Here is a 19,470-nt window from a genome sequence, read left to right on the forward strand (position 1 = left end):
AGGGCAAAATATTTGTAATCATTCTCAGATAGTCTCGATAATCTTAAGAATTTGTTCGCCTTTTTAGTATAATTTTACACGGAGGCTTAATGACAAATTCCGAACTTTCTAAACGAAATCAGGAGTTTATTTTTCATTTAACGAAACTTTTGTCTCAATCCAAAAGTTTCAATGATGAGAAAACAAATTCAACTATCGCAGAGCTACAAGAAAAACTGTTGACTGGACAAAAGACCGGTAAGACCGCTCGCCAGCTTTTTGGTACGCCAACAGAATATTTTCAGGATCTGACAGATCCAAAAGCTGCAGCGGCTCGTCGTAAAAAACTTGCACAGCAAGGGCATCATCAAGCAGCTGCATCTTCAGCTGCTGATGCGCGGCGTCCAAAAATTACGCAGCAATTATTTGAATATAGTTTTTGGACTGAATTCTTAGACACTGCCTGGACTTTGCTGATTATGTTTTCAGCGATGTATGCGCTGACTGCTGCTTTGGGAACATCATCTAAGAAAGTACAAGGCGTAGGCTTGGTATCACTCTTTGTTCTATCTATCGTTGCTGGTGCAGTGTATGTTTTTGCAACGCGAGTTCTGAGTCCGGATCCTAGTAAAAAAGAACGGCGTCCAGTCTGGCAAAGAATACTGTTATTGCTGTTGGCGTTGGCGGCTCTGTTCATTGTGTTCACAGCTGCTACTTTGCTCCCAGCTGTGATCAACCCGGCATTAAGTGCTCTTTGGCTGTTTATCATTGCGATCGTGTCAGGTGTTTCTTATTATTTTTGGAGAAAGCAAAGTTCTTTGCCCAAAGGTATTCTAATTATTGGCAGCTTGGCAACTAATGCAACACTTCAGTATCGTCAAAAATATCCAAAAGCCAAGAAAGCGAGAAGCAAAAAATAATGACAAAAATTCTTGTTGTGGATGATGACAAAGAAATCGCCGAATTATTAGAAATTTATATCCAAAATGAAGGCAACGAGCCCGTTTTGGCATATTCCGGTGAAGAAGCTTTATCTAAATTGAATACCAATCCTGACATTGCTTTGATGATTTTGGATGTTATGATGCCAGGTATGAGCGGCTTTGATGTGGTGAAAGCTGTCCGAAAAGACACAAATATTCCTATCTTGATCGTTTCAGCCAAGACAGGCGATATGGATAAGATCCAGGGTCTGATCACGGGTGCTGATGATTATGTGACTAAACCTTTTAATCCCTTGGAGGTAATGGCACGAGTACGTTCTTTGCTGCGCCGTTCTTCTAATGATGTTAAAGATGAGGCACCGGAAATCATTGATGCTGGCGCCTTGACAATTAATAAGGATTCTCACGAAGTCAAGACAGCAGCCGGAGAAGTTGTTCAGTTAACGGCTTTGGAATTTGGTATTTTGTATTTATTGGCCAGCCATCCAAATCGTGTTTTTTCAGCTGATGAGATTTTTGAACGTGTTTGGCAAACGGAATCAGTTGTTTCAGCCAAGACAGTGATGGTCCATGTTTCTCATCTCCGTGACAAAATCAAAGAAGCCACCAATGGTGACGAGGTCATCCAAACGGTCTGGGGTGTTGGCTATAAAGTGGAAATTAATTAGTGAAACTCAGAGCGAAAGAAATAAGACATTTGACTTTTTTTGGAGCAGTTACGGCAATCGTACTGCTTTTTTTGGACTGGTCAGTCTTTATTTTTTTTGCTGCTTTATTATCCAATTCTTTTAGAATTAGTCGTGGCAAATTTTGTTCTTCTGTCCGCGTCATGTTTGATGGCCAGAATTTTACACCGAAAAATGCGCAGTGGTGGGGATTTGCGATTATTCTGATTTTAGGAATTATTTTATGGATATTTTTGTTTTTGCGTGAATATCAACAACTTCAATTAAAACGTCTGTCTGATGAAATCACAAAAATAAACGAGACAAACGATAATGATCGTATCAAAATGTCTTCAATCGATCCGATGGTGACTAATTTGGTTTCGCAAATCAACCAAATGACGCAAGCCAAGCAGGCTATTTTAAATACAGAGCGGGAAAATGAAAAAAAACAAAAAGAACTTGTCACCAATGTCTCTCATGATTTAAGAACGCCGCTGACGTCGATTATTGGTTATTTAGGGCTGATTGAATCGAACCCCGATATTCCCGCTGATCAGATGCGAAAACATGCGTCAACTGCTTATTCCAAGGCACAACAGCTTGTCGCGATGGTGGAAGATCTTTTTTCTTATTCCCAAACACAAACCAATGGTGAGAATCTTCATTTTCAACCAATGGAAATATCTGAGTTCTTTGATCAGCTGATCGTTCAATTTAGCCTTGATGCAAACAAGCATCACATTACCATGTCTAGTTTGACCAATCCAGATCAGATCCAAATTGTAGCTGATCCGGAAAAACTAGCACGTTTGTTTATGAATTTAATCAATAATGCATTTAAATACGGTAAGACGATGACCTTTATTAAATTAACCGCAGCTAAAAGAGATGATAAAGTCGAAATCAAGGTTCAAAATGATGGCGAGCAGATTCCAAAAGCGAGTCTTTTGAAATTATTTGATCGTTTTTATCGAGTGGACCAATCAGGTAATAAAGAAATTTCCGGCACAGGTTTGGGCTTGGCGATCTCGCAAGGCATTGTTCAGCAGCATCATGGTTCAATTCATGCCGAATCAAACAGTCAACTGACTAGTTTTGTCATCGAACTGCCAGTTGACGCATCGTTGGGGCTAGCACACGATTAAAAAACAGCATCAAACAAAATATATTGGTAGAAAAATTTCAATAGGCGTTTTTTTAGGCCTTTTAATCATTTCTTTTTTGATTGGCTTTTTTATCAATGATGAAGTCAAACAAGAAAAGCTGTCAACTGTTAATGGAGAACCCATCCAGCTTAAAGAAACGGCTAATGCTGCTTTGGTCGTTAATTTTAAAACGGGCCAAATCGTTGCCGAACAAAATCCAAAGCAAAAACTGACGATTGCTTCAACAAGCAAGCTGCTGACCACCTATTTAGTTTTAAAAGCGATTCGCAGTGGAAAACTTTCTTGGCAGCAAAGAATCAAATCGAATAACGAAATCTATCGGCTCTCCCAAAATACTGAATTAATGAATGTGACCTTGTATCCAAATGATTCGTATACAGTTAAACAGTTATTAGAATCGACTTTATTGATTTCGAGCAATGCGACTGGTGTTTTGCTGGGGGATGCTATTTCTGGCAATCAAACTAATTTTGCCAAACTCATGAATAAGACCGCTGCCTCTTTTGGAATTCCAAAATCGGAATTTAAGTTTTACAATGCGGTCGGCATCTCTAATTCGTATCTTGGTAGTGGCAAAATCAGGGATATATCAGACAAGGCAGAGAATCTTGCTTCAGTTAAAGCACTATCAACGATAGCTTATCGCTTATTCACTGACTACCCTGAGGTGATGAAAATTATGCAAGAAAACCAACTCAATTTTCAGTATCCGAACAGCAGCCAGCGTTTTCAATCGATAGGAACCTTGTCTAAATTCAATGCAGAAGTCGCTGATACGAAGATTAAATTTATTGCAGCCAAGTCCGGGGCCTCACGTTCTGCTGGTTCGGTTATGTTGGGATTGACCGATAAATTAGCAAATGGTCAGCAGTATTTATCAGTTGTTATGAATGGATCTGACTATGAAACACCTTTACCAACTTGGCAGCTTGTAGCAAATATGGTTAAAGAAGTCATGAACCAAGGAACTAACCACGTGATTAAAAAAGGTCATGCCATCACTGGCTCTAAAAATCTTTATTTACAGAAAACACAGTTGAATCAAATAGCCTTAAAAATCGCTTCGACATTTTCTTTTTGGACAAATGGTGAGGGACCTCAACGTATATCTGCACAAGCCATTCCTTATGATCGAAAATCTGCTGCAGTCAAAAGGGGCCAGATTTTTACTAGCAAAATCAATAACACAAAGCATTTTGATTATTTGTATGGGCTGGATCAGTTTCACAAAATAAAATTGCAGGCGACAAAGTCCACAAAAATATCACATAATTTATTTATCAGGTACTGGCGTTGGCTGACACATTGATCTGGTGAAAGGCCCTTTGTTTGCGATATGATTAATAAGGAATCTTGGAGGAAAAATGGCTAAATTAGTATTTATTCGTCATGGTCAGTCTGAATGGAACGCTTTGAATCTATTCAATGGCTGGGTTGACACAAAATTATCAGCAGAAGGCATACGTCAAGCTAAAGAGGCTGGCGAACTGCTTAATGAAAAAGGAATTGAATTTGATCAAGCTTATACTTCTGTCTTGACGCGTGCGATTCAAACTTTGCATATCGCCCTAGAGGAAGTTGGGCAGCTTTGGATTCCTGAAGAAAAATCTTGGCGTTTAAATGAACGCCATTACGGTGCTTTGCAGGGTCTGAACAAAAAAGCATCAGCTGAGAAGTGGGGCGATGATCAAGTACATATTTGGCGTCGTTCATATGACGTTTTGCCGCCCTTGCAAGATGAAATACAAAAGTCGATCACAGTTGATGGAACGACTTATCCAGCCTTGGATCGTCGCTATGCGGAGCTTGATCCTCAGACTTTGCCGCTTGGTGAAAATTTGAAAGTCACTTTGGAACGTGTTATGCCTTTTTGGGAAGACAAAATCGCACCAGACTTGCGCGCCGGCAAGAACGTCATCATTGCGGCTCATGGAAATTCATTGCGTGCTTTATCAAAGTATATCGAGCACATTTCTGATGCTGATATTATGGGTCTTGAAATTGCAAACGGCCAACCGATCGTTTATGATTTTGATGAAAATCTCAATTTTACAAACAAAGAACTGCTTGCTAAATAAACTCATAAAAAAAACGTTAGACCACAAAAATTTGGGTCTAACGTTTTTTTATTTAAGAAAATTCATCAGCGATCAGTGCGCTGATTTGATCAATTGATTTGGGGTCTTTGATCAAAGACAGAATTTGATAACGAGCCTGATCTAATTGGCTATCTGTTTCGGGTGCTTGATAGTCTTGGTTTTCTGCCTGCTCAGCGTAACTGCTGGTATTTGCTTGTGAGAGAGCCGTTTCTTTAGCAAAATCAGAAATCATTTCCGACACGGAAGGGGCAGCGGGACTAGGACCGATACTGCTGGCATCCGTTTTCGTTAACACTGGACCGCTTGACGCTACCTTGCCAGAAAGGGATGGCAAGCTGCTGGCAGCAGCTTTCGTTAGCACTGGTTCGGCACTTTGAACTGCCGCCAGTGCTGCTTGTGATTGATTTAATTGATCAATAAGGTTTTCGACGACTAGTCGCTGATTTTGATTTAGGCGAGCAATTTTATCAGTTAGTTCTGTGACATCTATTGTTGGTGATTGGGCTCGATGGGTGTGAAACTGATCATTGGTCGGTTGATTCAATGCTGCGATTTCATTTGGGTCTTCCACGAAAGTCCTTTGTTGTTTTGGATAATCAGCTTCAGAGATATTGATCGCTGCCGTTGACGAGGGGATCGCAGGAGCAGATGAGACCGGATTGATTTCTTGTGCTGGTGCTTTACCTGCTGTTACTGTCTTCTGATCTTTTTTTCCAATAATAATTCGATGCAAAACAGCTGTTAATTTCATGTCCTAGTGTCCTCTCATTTTGATAAATCGATGGTTTTAGAAACAGCATAAATAATAATTGAACCAACGACCATCGAAGCTAATTCGCTTATAAAGAGCATGCCATAAGTGAGCCAGAAACCACCATCTGCCATTTTTGGGAAAAAGATGACCAGTTCGGCAGCTATCCAGAACATAAAAATGCTAACAATTAAAGTGGATGCAACGAATTTCAAAGGTAGTTTTTTGATTTTTCGCGTCACGACATAAATGATCCAAGTCATCGTTAATGTTTGTAGTCCGCCAATAATGGCATCAAGGATCCCAAGACCAAAAAACATATTAAAAATGAAAACACCAACCGTTTGAGCAATGATATATCGTTTGTTAAAAATAACTAGGTTATTGAAGCCTTCTCCAAGACGAATCTGAACGGCACCGCCACGCAGATTAAAAGGCGGGATCATACCAATTAAAATGTACAATGCTGCTACAGCACCGATCAGTGTTATATTCTTAGCTTGACTTTTGTTTTGTTTATTCATAGTTACCATCATATAAAAAATAAGCTTTTGTTTCTGTTCTTTAACAATAAAATATGAAATGGTCTAATACTGATAACTTTTGCAACAGGTATACAGTTATTTCAGTTAAGGACAAGATGAGATCGATTCATTGCAATACAGAAGATCAAGCATGTTTTTCAGGATCTTTTGGATGTCGTTTGGCTAAGCGCACCAGGGCGATCAATAGGGCGATTAGTAAACAAGCCCAGCCAAAATAATAGAAAACGGCTGACAACTGGTTGCCTATCCCTAAAAATTTGTCCAGAAGAATGAAAAGATAAGGTTCGATAAAAACACCGATATTAAAACCGATCAAGATCACCGAAGTAACAAAAGTTTGTTTGTCGCTCGGCGCTAAATTAGGCAGCAAGTGAAAAGCAAGCGGTGAAATGAGCTGTAAAGGAAAGCCGATCAGTAAGAAGCCAAAAATCAAGCTGATCAAATTATGGTGGGCGTTTGTCACGATGAAATTGGAAATAGCAAACAAAATGAGTGCAAAGTAGATTAGTTTGAATCGCATCCAACTATAAAAACGGCCAAAAAACATGCCGCCTAGCATGGCCACAATGAGCATAGCTGACATTATTGGAGAAGCATTATAGTCCTTACCGATGATATTTGTGGCCATCTGCGCGAACCTAACTTGCATGCCGATATAATCAGCCACCAGCAAAGCCATTAAAGCAGCTAAAAGCCAAACCAATGGACTTATTTTAGTAATTTTATTGTGCGGATCAATGCGGCTGCCCCCATCATAATCAGGCTTTATTTCTTTGACTGCATGTTCCTTAGGAACGAAGAAATTGAACAGAAATAAGATCGGCAGCGCCACTAGGTAAACCAAAAAAGGTGTTTGCCAAGAAAAACTCATCAGCAAACCAGCAGCAAAAGTTAGAATTGCTTGACCGATCTGTTCGATGCTTGCTCGAAAACCTAACAAAGCTGCAGCTTTTTGATCTTTAAAATAAGCACTGATCAAAGATACTGCAAGCGAATTAATCATACCGATGCCAGCTCCTAAAAGGACGCGAGCGGCTAGGATCAATAGATAATTTTTCGTAAAAGCAGGGATAATACCAGCTAAGCCGATGATGGTCAACCCGGTATTGACTGTAGCTCGCTCACCGATCCATTTACAAAGCGGACTAGAAAAGAGAACCAATAAAGCTAAGGCAAAACTCGGTATCGTAACAAGTGTTTCAACTTGAGGCTGTGTGAGCTTAAGTTCGGCGCGAATCAGCGGCAAGGTACCATTAATTGCATACGTACTTGTGGTGATGAAAGAAATAGAGAGGATGCCAACTGTTGTTAATAAATTGTTTGTTATTTTTTTCATTTGATTTATTTTAACGCAAAAAAAAACTCATACTTTTGTATGAGTGTGAAAAATAGTTAATTAACCGCGAAAAATCCAACGATCACCAGTTTCAGCTAGTAGACGATCGGCAGCAACCGGGCCCATTGTTGCTGATTCATAGGTTTCCAGTGGTACTTTGTCTTCGGCCCAAACTCTGGCAATCTGATCAACGAATTTCCAAGAGATAGCTACCCCTGTCCAATCAGCGAAGTTAGAGCCGTCGCCGTTCATCGCATCATGAAGCATCCGTTCATACGGATCGGGCGTTTCTACTTTATCTTGGTCTGAAATCGACCAATTTAGCAGATTTGAGCGGGTCTGGAATTCAGTCGTAACATCTTTACCATTCAAAGAAAATTCAATGCCGCCTACTGGATCGATCAAAATACTAAGAACCGGTTCGGTTAATTTGTCATTGTTGGCTTCTCCAAAATCAAAAACAGATTTCTTGTACACAATGTCGACACGTGTCTGTTTAGCAGCCAAACGTTTGCCTGTTCGAATGTAGAAGGGCACGCCTTCCCAACGATCGGTTTCAAATTGAAGACGACCTGCAACATAAGTGTCATTCTTTGAGTCAGCTGGAACATCTGGTTCTTCAGTATATGATTTTTGCCAAACTTCGCGGCCGCGGCCATATTGTCCACGAACGAAATTAGCAACAACACCTGTCTCATCGTACATTTTCAATTTAGAAAAAGCAGCATTTTTAGCTGCACGAATATCTTTATCGTTGAAAGAATTCGGTTTTTCCATTGCTAGCCAACCAACGATTTGAAATGTATGATTTTGAATCATGTCCAGTAATGCACCAGCGGTATTATAATATCCGGCACGTTCTTCGACACCAAGCTGTTCTGACAGTGTGACTTGAATATTTTTGATATAGTCTTTATTCCAAGTGGCATCAATGAAAGGATTACCAAATCTGACAGCTGGAATGTTTTGAACCATTTCTTTGCCGAGGTAATGATCGATCCGAAAAATCTGATTATCGGAAAAACCAGCTTCAAGTTCATTTTGCAATTCTTCAGCTGTATCGTAACTAGTTCCGAAAGGTTTTTCCACCATCAAACGGTTGTAGCCGTTTTCTGACATCAAGCCTTCAGATTTAATAGCTTGAGCGATCTGGCCAAAGAAACGCGGCGCCACTGACATGTAGAAAATACGATTTTCTTGTGCAGTGTATTCTTGATCCAGCTGTTCTAACAAAACTTTCAATTTGCCATAATCTTTGAGATCGGTCACATCATGACTACGATAACGGAAATGAGCAGCAAATTCCTTTACTTGACCTTCAGTGCCGTTTTTAGCAATTGACTGACGGACGATTTCTTGGAATTTATCATCATCCAAGGGATGACGCGCGGTTCCGATCACAGCGAAATGTTTTTGCAAATAACCTTTTTTAAATAAGTTAAACAGCGAAGGGTATAGCTTGCGTTTTGCCAAGTCCCCAGTGCCGCCAAACAGTAGTAAAGTCAATGGTAATTCAGTAGGTTTATTGTCCATATTTACTCCAAATCTTAACAACTAAAATTATAACCTAAGAAATTCACTGAGTTTGTGAAAATGTTATATTTTATACATGAATGATTCTATAGAAGACCAAATACCAGTTCGAAGACCGCCTTTATTCTCTCGGCCCAAGAAGCTGAAATCTGTTTATATTTATGTTGAATATTTGATTGGAAATGCCGGTGCCGCTATGACTTGGCCGGTCACTTCTTTGTATCTGCACAATTATTTGCATCAATCTTTTTTTATTACTGGCATTGTTTTAATGCTGGGTTCAATTGTTTCTATGATCGCTTCTTGGCTGGCTGGGTTTATGTTTGACCGCTGGCGTCCCTATGATAGTTTCATCATTTCACTTTTGATTGCAATTTTGGGCTCTTTGATGATGCTTTTTTTCCATGGCTGGCCAGTGTATCCGGCCTGGTTAATGGTGCTGAATGTCGGAATTGGTATGTTTCAAACATTGATTAATTCTTATGGTGTGTACGTTTCTACAGATAATCCAAAGAAGTTTTTTTCGAACATGGCCATTATGCTCAACATTGGTACTGTCATTGGTACTTTTTTTGGCACTTGGATTTTCGATAAACTAAAAGTTGAAGGCATGATGGGCTTGGGAATTATTTTTTATCTGATTATGCTTGGTATCGCTATTTTTTGTTTTCATGTGAAAATTGATCCAATGGCCAAAGTGCCCAAGGCCAAACAAGCGGATCGTTTGAAGTATTCCCGCTTGCTTCTGGCGATTGGCGCTTTAACGACTATCACTTACTTGACTTATCAATTTTGGGAAACAGTTATGAGTCCGCGTATGGTGAATTTAGGTATGACAGTAGAACAATATGGTTATCTTTGGACAATAAACGGTATTGTGATTATCTTGTTCCAAAACTGGATTACAAAATTAACCAGACACTGGTCCTTTATGAAATCGGTTGTCATTGGCACGATGATTTTCGCTTGCACTTTTCCACCTTTGATTTGGGCAAACAAATTTTGGCAAATGGTCGTTATCACGATTTTCCTAGTTTTTGGAGAGATGCTTTTTTCACCAGGAACGACAGCTTGGGTCGCCAAAATTGTGCCGGAGCAGTTTCAAGGCCAAGGCATGGCTTTTATCAGTGCAGCTATTAGTCTTGGACGCTCAATTGGACCCGTTTATGCAGGTGTGTTTATGGATCGCGGCTGGATCTTTGCTTTATTTATGAGCAGCTTTGCTGTTTTGATCATCCTAGACATTCTGGTCTTCATTCTGGCTGGGAAGGGAAACACTATTTCACAAATAAAAAGATTCCTATAAGGGAATCTTTTTTAGAATATTTATTTTTCAGAGGCAGGATTTGATCTTTCTTCAAAATCGCCATTGCTTTGATACTCTTTTTCTATCTCTGTCACTGTGAAAAAATTGATGTAAGCATCTTCGTAATCGTTAGCTGTGATCTTAAATTTAACATCATCATTCTCGACGACGACAGTGTCATCTTTTCTCATGTCTGGGTAGTTGTTTTGGATGAAACCAGCCAAAGTAACGGCTTCATCTTCATCGAATTCTGGAATTTTCGTCTTGAAAAAGTCTTCTAAATCATAAAGAGAAATTTTTCCAGCCAATTGAAAACGATTATTACCTAACTTCTTGATCATTTCATCGTCTTCATCGTCTTGTTCGTCTTTAATATTGCCAAACAATTCTTCGTAAATATCTTTATCGGTAATGATACCGGAAGTGCCGCCATATTCATCGATCACAATAGCCATCGGAACACGATGAGCACTCATCTCATCCATGGCGTCCGGAACCTTCATATTCTCTGGAATTGAGACAATGTCACGCATGATCGTTGAAACTTTAGCCTGATCATCGATTCTTGCTTGACGGACAATATCGTAGTTGTAAGCATAGCCGATAATTTTGTCTTTATCGTTATCAGCGGTGACCGGGAAACGCGAGTATTGTTCTGCTAAGTAGAGTTTTAAAGCATCGGCAATCGTATCATCCACATCCACCACACTCATCGAAGTACGGTCGACCATCACATCACTGGCGACTTTATCATTCATTTCAAAAGCGCGTTGCAAAAAATTGGCGTCTTCTTCATCGACCTCTGAATCACTAGCTAAAGCCGAATTTTTCGTCAGGCTGATAATCTCGGTTGGCGAATAAATATCTTCATCAGTTGCTGTTTTAAAACCGAGCATATTGGTAATAGCCGCGGCGGTCCGATCGAACAACCAAATCAGCGGAAATAGCATGACATGAAAAAAACGGACAGGACGGGCAATACCTAAGAGCACTTTAATAGGTTCATCAATCGCGATATTTTTTGGTACTAAATCTGTAAAAACCGCATGAACAAAGGTAAAAATCAAGATACCGACAATTGATGCAACAACTAATTCGGTTTCTTTGCCCAGAAAGGCAAAAATGCCAGAACTTTGCAAAAATTTCGAGGCAGCGTCTTCGCCCAGCCAACCAATGATCAGTGATGTTAGCGTGACACCAGTTTGAGCAGTAGACAAATACTCATTCAGGTGATCGGTCATATGAATAGCTAGGTCAACGCGTTTATTTGGCTTTTTTTGGTCTTTTTGTATTGCTTTTAAAGCAGATGGACGTGAACGAATCAGAGAATATTCTGTTAGTGTGAACATAACAGCTAAGATGAGGGAAACAAGTAAAGCAATCGTTGAAACTAATATTGAGGGGTCAGAGTCCATTTTTGGGGTTTGGCATCTACTTTCTTAAAAATAATCTAAACGTAATTATACCAAGCTTTAAGTCTGTATATCAAATTATTAAGCATCCTTAGGAATATTATCGATGATTTTGGCATAAAAATTTTCAACGTCTTGTTTGATACCTGATAATTCATAAGAATAAAGCAGTGGTTTGCCATATTTTGCTGCGTAGCGTTTAGCAGTTAAAACGAATTGAACATTAAAATTGCGATTCCCAGAAGCGAAAATGCCAATCATTTTTTTATAATTATCTTGGTAATCTAAATAATCTCCTAAGGCATTCGTGAAAATTTCATGGATCTCTGGACCATCCCCAGTGCCGCCCTCTAGATAGGTTGGGACATTAACGAAAAATAGCTGTTGTTCTTTTGCGAAATCAACTGAATCACTGATCTCTACGGCCTCTATTTCGATATTGTTCGGATTTTGATGATTTTGTTCCTTGGCATATGCCACAAGTCTTTTCATAAAATTACGTGAATTTCCTTCAATTGAGATATACAAAACACGAACTTTTTTCATGCGAAACACTCCTTTTTTAGGAAATAACGTTCTGTGGTTTTTCAAGCAGGCAAGAAGACGGCTAATTCCTAATTTAACTCTTTCTTAATATTTATTAAGACGCTGAAACGCCTTAATACAGGCATTTACATGCTCTATAGCTTGCTACATTTTAAAAGTTATTGCAAGTTGGTAAAGACAACAAAATGTAATATTTCGCTCAAATCCGCGCCCTTTCTGACTTTCACAAGCATCTAGATGGTTACTTACTAAAAGGACCCCTTGTAAGTTTATTTCAAGGCGTTTATATTAATAAACATCAGTTAAATAAATCTACTAAAACCCAAACATTAAAGGAGGAAAAATGGCAGATATTACGGTTTATACGAAAAACAATTGCGTACAGTGCAAGATGACCAAGAAGTTTTTGGCTTCTATGTCAATTGATTTTAAAGAAATAAATATTGACGAACATCCCGAGTTCGTTGACCAACTAAAAGCTGAGGGTCATCGTCAGACGCCAGTCGTTAAAATTGCTGGTTTTAATGCAGTTTCTGGATTTCGCCCAGATTTCTTGAAAAAAGCAATTTCTACTGAAGCAGCAGCTTGAGAGCCATTATCCAAAGTAAGCGCCGGAACTTATCCCGGTGCTTTTTAATCACATTTGCTAGGAGTTTTATATGCCACTAAAAGAAATTGATCTTGAAAAAGTTCATTACTATGAATTAAACAACGAAGTTAACATTCCCAAAAATAATACGATTCAGATCGCTAAAGATCGTGAAGCAAGAGATGCTTTCCTTCGGGAAAATGTCGTACCCAATCTTTTAAAGTTTCCTTCATTAAGAAAACGGTTTGACTGGCTTTTGGAAAATGATTTCGTGGATCATGCGCTGGTTCAGAAATATGATTTTAAATTTATTGAAAAACTCTATGAATTTTTAGACGCAGTTCATTTTCAATTTCAAAGTTTTATGGCGGCCTATAAGTTTTATACGCAATATGCCATTAAAACCAATGACGGCAATTATTATGTGGAATCGTACGATGATCGAATTGCTGTTAATGCTTTGTATTATGCCAATGGCGATGAAGAATTAGCTATGCGGATAGCTGACGAGATGATCCATCAGCGTTTTCAGCCAGCAACACCAAGCTTTTTAAATGCCGGGCGGGCACGACGAGGCGAATTGGTCAGTTGTTTTGTCTTGCAAACGACTGATGATATGAATTCCATTGGCCGTTCGATCAATTCTGCTATGCAGCTGTCAAGAATTGGCGGCGGTGTTGGCATTAATTTGTCTAATGTCCGTGAAGCTGGCGCAACAGTGATGGGTCTGGCTAATATGGCTGGCGGTGTTGTGCCGATCATGAAATTAATGGAAGATGTTTTTACATATAGCAATCAAGCCGGTGCCCGTCAAGGAGCTGGTGTTGCTTATTTATCTATTTTTCATCCAGATGTGATGGCTTTTCTGTCTACTAAAAAAGAAAATGCCGATGAGAAAATTCGTGTTAAAACATTGTCGCTTGGCCTCACGGTTCCGGATAAATTTTACGAATTGACCGAAAAGGGACAACAAATGGCACTTTTCGCACCGGCTGATGTTGAAAAGGTTTATGGCGTTCCATTCAATTATGTGGATCTGACCAAGGAATATGACAACATGGTCGCCAACGACCAAATCAAGAAATATTGGCTTGATGCACGTAGCTTGGAAACAGAAATCTCCAAGCTGCAGCAAGAGTCTGGCTATCCTTATTTCATCAACCTAGATACAGTTAATCGTGCTAATCCGATTTATGGGAAAGTCGTTACTTCGAATCTTTGTTCTGAAATATTGCAAACGCAGACAGTTTCTTATCTGAATGATGAGCAGGAATATACAAAGCTGGGCGCAGATATTTCTTGTAATTTAGGTTCGATTAATATCGATAATATGATGCACACACCAGATTTCGGCAAGTCAATTGAAGCCATGACGAGAGCTTTGACTTTTGTTTCTGAAAACTCAGATATTTCAGTAGTGCCGTCCGTACAGAACGGTAATCGTCAAAAACATGCGATTGGACTTGGAGCTATGGGTCTGGCTGCTTTTTTGGCTAAAAACAAAATTTATTATGGTGATGAGATCGCTTTGGATTTTGTCAATACTTTCTTTTTGATGACCAACTACTATACCTTGCTGGCGTCTAATAAAATCGCCCAAGACCGTGGCAGTTCTTTCTTTGAATTTGAAAAATCAGCTTATGCTGATGGCAGTTATTTTGATAAATATTTGGAAAAGGATTGGGGACCAAAAAGTAAGAGAGTTCAAGATCTATTCAAAAAATATCATATTCCGACAGTTGAAGATTGGCAGATTCTTAAGCAGGCTGTTATGAAGAACGGTCTTTACAACGCTTATCGGCAGGCCGTGGCACCTACTGGTTCAATTTCCTATGTCAACGACACGACGGCTAGTCTGCAGCCAATCGTTTCGCGTGTTGAGGCACGTGCTGAAGGCATGACTGGACGTGTTTTCTATCCAGCTAACGGCTTGAATAATGAAACACTGCCTTATTACGTGTCGGCTTATGATCTAGACCAGAGAAAAGTGATTGACACTTACGCTGCTGCTCAAGAACATATTGATCAGGGGATGGCCATGACCTTATTCATGCGTTCTACAATTCCAGCAGGTATTTATGATTGGAAACAGGGCCATACGGACAAAATGACCACGCGTGATTTAACGATTCTGCGTCATTATGCTTTTCGTAAACATATCAAATCAATTTACTATATTCGGACTTTTACGGACGATAACACCGAAAAAGGCGTCAATGAGTGTGAATCCTGCTCGATTTAAAAAGGGCATAGAATAGGTTATAGAGGTAACTAGATGGCAGATGAAAAAAATCAATTTACGCATTATGATGCGATTAACTGGAACAAAGTCATTGATCCGATCGACAAAGCAACCTGGGAAAAATTAACCGAACAGTTTTGGCTGGATACAAGAATTCCGATTTCTAATGATTTAAAGGACTGGCGCGGTCTGGGACAGACTGAGCATCGACTCTATGATCATGTTTTTGGTGGTTTGACCATGCTGGACACTTTGCAAAGTCAGGATGGCATGTTTAGCCTGCTGAAATCAGCTGTGACGCCTCATGAGAGGGCCGTTTTAAATAATATTGAATTTATGGAGTCGGTGCATGCCAAAAGCTATTCCAGTATTTTTGAAACTCTGGATACGCCGGCAGAAATTGACGAAATTTTTGACTGGGCTTCTAAAAATGAACAGCTTCAATACAAAGCTAATAAAATCAATGCCCTTTATCATGATCCTAATCCATTGAAAAGAAAAGTCGCTTCGGTTTTCCTTGAAACATTTTTATTTTATTCAGGTTTTTACACGCCGCTCTACTTCGTCGGTCATAATAAAATGGCCAATGTTGCCGAAATTATTAAGCTGATTATTCGTGATGAATCTGTCCATGGCACTTATATTGGTTATAAATTTCAAGTTGCTTTTCAACAGCTGTCTGAAAAAGAACAGCAAGAATTGACAACTTGGGCTTATGATCTGCTCTATGATCTATATGATAATGAAGAGAATTACACGCATCAGCTTTACGATGACATTGGCTGGTTTGATGATGTGATGGTCTTTCTTCGCTATAACGGCAACAAAGCCTTGATGAATCTTGGCTTGGAACCAATGTTTGCCGATGGGGCCGAAGATGTTAATCCTGTCGTTATGAATGGTATTTCAACTTCAACAGCTAACCATGATTTCTTTAGTCAGGTGGGAAATGGTTATCGTTTAGGCGAAGTTGAAGACCTTAGTGCTGATGATTATCAAGTTGGCGGGTCCAAACAAGCTGGACTTGACTCTGACAAAGAGTCGTGATTGAACGCTTAAACTTTTTGAAAAATAGCCAGCCCAGGTCAAGGCTGGCTATTTTTTAATTATTCTGATTAATAAAAAAAGACCTTTCATGGTCTGTTAGCAGGTTCTATAAGTTATTAAGGATGAATATAACGGTAGCTGCCAGCGTTGGCAACGAGCCGAATATTGGATGCTAAACCAGCGAAGTTTCCTTCGGAAATCGTGATTGATCCGTCCCCGTTGACTGCTGTAACAACTGCAACGTGTCCAGCTGCACCGGCGGTCGCCTGGCCGGGAGCGAAGACGACAACCGATCCAACTGATGGACTGCTATTGACTAGATATCCTTGAGTGGCGGCATTGACGGCCCAATTGGCCGCATCTCCCAAGGTGTTAGGTACCCAGGGCAAGCTGTTTTTAACATACCAAGTACAGGTGGCATAAGCGTAGGTGTTGGCGCCATTCGTAACGGTTGTGTTGTGGCTGTTTTGATTAACTGCTTGCTTTTGCCTTTGACTTTCCTGCTTGGCCGCTGCTTGTTGTTTTGCTTTAGCAGCTTCAATGGCTGCTTTTTCTTTGGCTGCCTGTTCTGCCTTGATGGCATTTTGTTTGTTTTGTACTTGCTTGTTTTGATAGTTGTTGATCTCAATGGCATCATGGGAAAAATAAATCGAGGCTGGTTGATTGCCCTTTGCAGGATCGGTGTCGGCCGCATTTGCTGCTACTGGTATGAGTGCAAGACAGGTAACGGTCAAGATCGTTAATATTATTTTGTTTAGTGGATAGCTCGGTCGTTTAATCACGTAAATATCTTTCCAATTACAAATTACAACAATATTTCTGTTGTTAACAGCTATGTGACGAATTAAATTTTTTTATAAATATGTAATATACAATAACAGGGCATAGTCGATATAATCCACGTAATATTCCGATTGCTGGTTTTTCGCGCGGTTAATAATTTCTTAAAGTTTGCCCGAATCCAATTTAATTTTTGCTTTACTTATTTTTTATCTTATTTTAATCGGCCAAATGAATAATAAAAAGTGTTCCAAAGGAAATAGCCAATTAATCCTGAAGAACACTCCCTTAAAAACATCCCTTCCAAATTCAAAAAGAGTCTTCGTAAGACTAAATAATCTAAGCAACGTCTGTTTTCAGGCGTTTTTCTTTGCTCACCGTGTAGAATAAAGGATGAATTAATCTTAGTTTAATCAGTGAAAGGCAAGCTACTACATAATATGACAAATAGTTCAGTGAAAATTCTGTTAATTGAAGATGATAAAATTCTAAATGATGATATTACAGCGATGCTTTCGGAAATTGCGGCAGTCAAACAAGTTTTCAACGGTGCTGATGGTGAATATGAAGCCGTTGAAGCACCCTATGATCTGATCGTCTCCGATTTGATGCTGCCCGAGATGAATGGGCTAGATATTATTAAAGAAATGCGTGATTCTCATATTGAGACGCCAGTTTTGATTTTAACGGCCAAGGACTCTGTAGACGATAAAGTCAAAGGATTCGAAGTTGGTGCTGATGACTATTTAACCAAACCATTCCATCGAGAAGAGCTGATAGCGCGAGTGGAAGCTTTATTGCGGCGCACTGGAATCGATACTGAAAAAAAAGAGATCAATATCGGTGATTTGAAAATTCATTTAGCTAATCGTACAGTTACGGTCAGTGAACAGAATATTCAACTGGTTGGCAAGGAATACGACATCCTGGTTTATTTGGCTAAAAACAAAAATATTATTATTACAAAAGATCAGATCTTTGATCGGGTCTGGGGTCTTGATTCAGACACAACAACAAGTGTTGTGAATATCTATCTTAATAATCTACGCCGCAAATTAGAATCGGTTGGAAAAAATGATTTGATCAAGACTTTACGAAACGTCGGCTTCATCCTCGAATACAATGAATAAAACAAAAATCAATTCAAAACAATATGCTAAATTGTTTCTGCTAGAGGCAATTAGTTTTTTGTTGATTTTCTCATTTGTTGGTGCTTATATTTATTTTTCGTATATCAGATCCGTGCAAGATAATTCCGATCAGGTTTTAAATAGCATGGTCACTCGTGTCCAAAAAGATTCCGAAACTAATATCAAACAATTGACGATTCCAGGTCCAAACAGCAGCACCAAAGGCCAAAACAGTCCTTCCAGTGAAGGCAGCGCAAACAAAAATGGTTCATTATCTCGTCCTGAAGGATCTGGACAAGATACGATTTATTTTGATAAAAATGGCAATATCGTTAATTTTTATTCACTTGGTCTGAGAATTCAAACCTATGAAAATTTGTACAAAAAAATTTCCGGGAACTTAACCAGTGTCCAGACGATTCAAATGGGCGGTTCGTATTTTAGAGTCCGCTTAATCAAACTAAAAAAGCCAATGACAGTGGTTTATAACGTGAATACTAGCTTTGGCAAAATTAGGATCATGGGCAAGGCGCAATATGCGGCAGTAGTCTACAGCTTGGATTCCGAACGATACAATGTCAGTGCCTTTCGCACAGTTCTTTTTTGGACACTTATGTTTGCTGCTTTTCTCTCGTTGGTTGTCAGCTGGTTTGTGACCTTGCGAGTGATGAAACCGATCATGCAGTCTTGGAAACAGCAGCAGGATTTTGTTAATAATGCTGCTCATGAGTTAAGGACGCCGCTGACGATCATTCAAAACAAATTAGAAGATTTGCTTAGACAGCCAACCAAGTCGGTAGCTAGTGTTTCGGAAAACATTGTTGTTTCCCTTTCTGAAGTTCGTCGCTTAAATCAGTTGACTTCTGACATGCTGACCCTGGCTAAAACTGGCTCTAATATGACTAAGCTTGATCCGAAAACAGTCAAGATCAACAATTTTATCAAGGAAGTCGTTGAACCATATTCAGAAATTGCTGAAGCGGCAAATAAAAAATTTACAGAAAAAATTAGTGTGAAAGGCAATATGACAATTGATACGCGCCGTGTTCATCAATTGATCGTTATCTTGCTTGACAATGCTTTGAAATATACTGATGACAAAGAGTCAATTGAATTAAAAGCCAGTCGTGACAAAAACAGTCTCGTGATCGAGGTTTCTGATACTGGTCGTGGGATCTCTAATGAAGCCAAAAAACATGTCTTCGATCGTTTCTATCGTGAAGAGACATCTGGGAATCGTGATACTGGCGGTACAGGTCTCGGTTTATCAATCGCTAAATGGATTATCGATGCCTTCCAGGGCAAGATAACTGTTTCTGACAATTCACCGAGAGGAACTATTTTCAAAGTTGTTTTGCCACAATTAAAAATTACGAAGGAAAAATAATAAAATACTC

At 39.3% G+C, this 19,470-nt stretch carries 18 protein-coding genes; 11 read left to right on the forward strand and 7 right to left on the reverse strand.

The window, feature by feature from the left end:
* Nucleotides 1-89: 89 nt before the first annotated feature.
* From DLJ48_RS03765 to gpmA, 5 genes are all read left to right on the forward strand, one after another.
* The gene (locus DLJ48_RS03765) at nt 90-899 is read left to right on the forward strand and encodes a DUF1129 family protein (RefSeq protein ID WP_128686046.1); all 810 of its coding nucleotides are present in this window, start codon (nt 90-92) and stop codon (nt 897-899) included.
* Complete coding sequence (locus DLJ48_RS03770; protein ID WP_128686047.1) at nt 899-1,591, forward strand: response regulator transcription factor; 693 nt, start codon at nt 899-901, stop codon at nt 1,589-1,591. Before DLJ48_RS03765 ends, DLJ48_RS03770 begins: the two co-directional genes overlap by 1 nt.
* Nucleotides 1,592-1,620: 29 nt before the next feature.
* Nucleotides 1,621-2,736 carry a sensor histidine kinase gene (locus DLJ48_RS03775; RefSeq protein WP_243148669.1) on the forward strand — a complete coding sequence of 372 codons (1,116 nt, stop codon included), beginning with the start codon at nt 1,621-1,623 and terminating at the stop codon, nt 2,734-2,736.
* 76 nt (nt 2,737-2,812) lie between these two features.
* Nucleotides 2,813-4,066: a D-alanyl-D-alanine carboxypeptidase family protein gene (locus tag DLJ48_RS03780; protein WP_243148671.1), complete on the forward strand. Its 1,254-nt coding sequence runs from the start codon at nt 2,813-2,815 to the stop codon at nt 4,064-4,066.
* A gap of 55 nt (nt 4,067-4,121) precedes the next feature.
* A complete protein-coding gene (gene gpmA / locus DLJ48_RS03785; protein ID WP_128686053.1) occupies nt 4,122-4,835 on the forward strand; it encodes a 2,3-diphosphoglycerate-dependent phosphoglycerate mutase in 714 nt (237 codons plus the stop codon).
* A gap of 52 nt (nt 4,836-4,887) precedes the next feature.
* On the opposite strand, the gene DLJ48_RS03790 is transcribed toward gpmA, so the two are convergent.
* The 4 genes from DLJ48_RS03790 to zwf form a co-directional block, all read right to left on the reverse strand.
* Nucleotides 4,888-5,607 carry a hypothetical protein gene (locus tag DLJ48_RS03790; protein WP_128686054.1) on the reverse strand — a complete coding sequence of 240 codons (720 nt, stop codon included), beginning with the start codon at nt 5,605-5,607 and terminating at the stop codon, nt 4,888-4,890.
* 14 nt (nt 5,608-5,621) lie between these two features.
* Nucleotides 5,622-6,131: a QueT transporter family protein gene (locus tag DLJ48_RS03795; RefSeq protein ID WP_128686056.1), complete on the reverse strand. Its 510-nt coding sequence runs from the start codon at nt 6,129-6,131 to the stop codon at nt 5,622-5,624.
* Between the two features lie 145 nt (nt 6,132-6,276).
* Nucleotides 6,277-7,488 carry an MFS transporter gene (locus DLJ48_RS03800; RefSeq protein ID WP_243148672.1) on the reverse strand — a complete coding sequence of 404 codons (1,212 nt, stop codon included), beginning with the start codon at nt 7,486-7,488 and terminating at the stop codon, nt 6,277-6,279.
* A 60-nt stretch (nt 7,489-7,548) separates the two neighbouring features.
* Nucleotides 7,549-9,021, reverse strand: a complete 1,473-nt coding sequence (gene zwf, locus DLJ48_RS03805; protein ID WP_128686060.1) for a glucose-6-phosphate dehydrogenase — start codon at nt 9,019-9,021, stop codon at nt 7,549-7,551.
* A gap of 76 nt (nt 9,022-9,097) precedes the next feature.
* Here zwf and DLJ48_RS03810 point away from each other — a divergent pair, with 76 nt between their 5' ends.
* Nucleotides 9,098-10,327: an MFS transporter gene (locus DLJ48_RS03810; RefSeq protein WP_128686062.1), complete on the forward strand. Its 1,230-nt coding sequence runs from the start codon at nt 9,098-9,100 to the stop codon at nt 10,325-10,327.
* A 20-nt stretch (nt 10,328-10,347) separates the two neighbouring features.
* Here the strand turns inward: DLJ48_RS03810 and DLJ48_RS03815 are convergent, their stop codons facing one another.
* A complete protein-coding gene (locus DLJ48_RS03815) occupies nt 10,348-11,742 on the reverse strand; it encodes a hemolysin family protein (RefSeq protein WP_128686064.1) in 1,395 nt (464 codons plus the stop codon).
* A gap of 78 nt (nt 11,743-11,820) precedes the next feature.
* On the reverse strand, nt 11,821-12,285 hold the full coding sequence (locus tag DLJ48_RS03820) for a class Ib ribonucleoside-diphosphate reductase assembly flavoprotein NrdI (protein ID WP_128686066.1): 465 nt from the start codon (nt 12,283-12,285) through the stop codon (nt 11,821-11,823).
* A 343-nt stretch (nt 12,286-12,628) separates the two neighbouring features.
* Between DLJ48_RS03820 and nrdH the strand changes: the two genes are divergently transcribed.
* The 3 genes from nrdH to nrdF all read left to right on the forward strand — a co-directional run bounded on the left by nrdH (nt 12,629) and on the right by nrdF (nt 16,163).
* On the forward strand, nt 12,629-12,874 hold the full coding sequence (gene nrdH / locus DLJ48_RS03825; RefSeq protein WP_128686068.1) for a glutaredoxin-like protein NrdH: 246 nt from the start codon (nt 12,629-12,631) through the stop codon (nt 12,872-12,874).
* Between the two features lie 70 nt (nt 12,875-12,944).
* On the forward strand, nt 12,945-15,116 hold the full coding sequence (nrdE, locus tag DLJ48_RS03830) for a class 1b ribonucleoside-diphosphate reductase subunit alpha (protein WP_128686070.1): 2,172 nt from the start codon (nt 12,945-12,947) through the stop codon (nt 15,114-15,116).
* 33 nt (nt 15,117-15,149) lie between these two features.
* Nucleotides 15,150-16,163, forward strand: a complete 1,014-nt coding sequence (gene nrdF, locus DLJ48_RS03835) for a class 1b ribonucleoside-diphosphate reductase subunit beta (protein ID WP_128686072.1) — start codon at nt 15,150-15,152, stop codon at nt 16,161-16,163.
* A 116-nt stretch (nt 16,164-16,279) separates the two neighbouring features.
* Here the strand turns inward: nrdF and DLJ48_RS03840 are convergent, their stop codons facing one another.
* Nucleotides 16,280-16,945 (reverse strand): CHAP domain-containing protein, encoded by a 666-nt coding sequence (locus DLJ48_RS03840; protein WP_243148674.1) that lies wholly within the window; start codon nt 16,943-16,945, stop codon nt 16,280-16,282.
* A 438-nt stretch (nt 16,946-17,383) separates the two neighbouring features.
* Here DLJ48_RS03840 and DLJ48_RS03845 point away from each other — a divergent pair, with 438 nt between their 5' ends.
* Both DLJ48_RS03845 and DLJ48_RS03850 read left to right on the forward strand, forming a co-directional pair.
* Nucleotides 17,384-18,073 carry a response regulator transcription factor gene (locus DLJ48_RS03845; protein ID WP_128686076.1) on the forward strand — a complete coding sequence of 230 codons (690 nt, stop codon included), beginning with the start codon at nt 17,384-17,386 and terminating at the stop codon, nt 18,071-18,073.
* On the forward strand, nt 18,066-19,460 hold the full coding sequence (locus DLJ48_RS03850; RefSeq protein ID WP_128686078.1) for a sensor histidine kinase: 1,395 nt from the start codon (nt 18,066-18,068) through the stop codon (nt 19,458-19,460). The genes DLJ48_RS03845 and DLJ48_RS03850 overlap by 8 nt, the downstream gene beginning before the upstream one ends.
* The last annotated feature ends 10 nt before the right edge of the window (nt 19,461-19,470 follow it).

The organism is Oenococcus sicerae (assembly GCF_004102045.2).
Taxonomy (GTDB): Bacteria; Bacillota; Bacilli; order Lactobacillales; family Lactobacillaceae; genus Oenococcus; species Oenococcus sicerae.

Excerpts from the sequence above, each read along its gene's own strand:
- DLJ48_RS03765 (WP_128686046.1), top strand. The coding sequence starts at position 90 with ATGACAAATTCCGAACTTTCTAAACGAAATCAGGAGTTTATTTTTCAT.
- DLJ48_RS03770 (WP_128686047.1), top strand. The coding sequence starts at position 899 with ATGACAAAAATTCTTGTTGTGGATGATGACAAAGAAATCGCCGAATTA.
- gpmA (WP_128686053.1), top strand. The coding sequence starts at position 4,122 with ATGGCTAAATTAGTATTTATTCGTCATGGTCAGTCTGAATGGAACGCT.
- DLJ48_RS03790 (WP_128686054.1), bottom strand. The coding sequence starts at position 5,607 with ATGAAATTAACAGCTGTTTTGCATCGAATTATTATTGGAAAAAAAGAT.
- DLJ48_RS03795 (WP_128686056.1), bottom strand. The coding sequence starts at position 6,131 with ATGAATAAACAAAACAAAAGTCAAGCTAAGAATATAACACTGATCGGT.
- DLJ48_RS03800 (WP_243148672.1), bottom strand. The coding sequence starts at position 7,488 with ATGAAAAAAATAACAAACAATTTATTAACAACAGTTGGCATCCTCTCT.
- zwf (WP_128686060.1), bottom strand. The coding sequence starts at position 9,021 with ATGGACAATAAACCTACTGAATTACCATTGACTTTACTACTGTTTGGC.
- DLJ48_RS03810 (WP_128686062.1), top strand. The coding sequence starts at position 9,098 with ATGAATGATTCTATAGAAGACCAAATACCAGTTCGAAGACCGCCTTTA.
- DLJ48_RS03815 (WP_128686064.1), bottom strand. The coding sequence starts at position 11,742 with ATGGACTCTGACCCCTCAATATTAGTTTCAACGATTGCTTTACTTGTT.
- DLJ48_RS03820 (WP_128686066.1), bottom strand. The coding sequence starts at position 12,285 with ATGAAAAAAGTTCGTGTTTTGTATATCTCAATTGAAGGAAATTCACGT.
- nrdH (WP_128686068.1), top strand. The coding sequence starts at position 12,629 with ATGGCAGATATTACGGTTTATACGAAAAACAATTGCGTACAGTGCAAG.
- nrdE (WP_128686070.1), top strand. The coding sequence starts at position 12,945 with ATGCCACTAAAAGAAATTGATCTTGAAAAAGTTCATTACTATGAATTA.
- nrdF (WP_128686072.1), top strand. The coding sequence starts at position 15,150 with ATGGCAGATGAAAAAAATCAATTTACGCATTATGATGCGATTAACTGG.
- DLJ48_RS03845 (WP_128686076.1), top strand. The coding sequence starts at position 17,384 with ATGACAAATAGTTCAGTGAAAATTCTGTTAATTGAAGATGATAAAATT.
- DLJ48_RS03850 (WP_128686078.1), top strand. The coding sequence starts at position 18,066 with ATGAATAAAACAAAAATCAATTCAAAACAATATGCTAAATTGTTTCTG.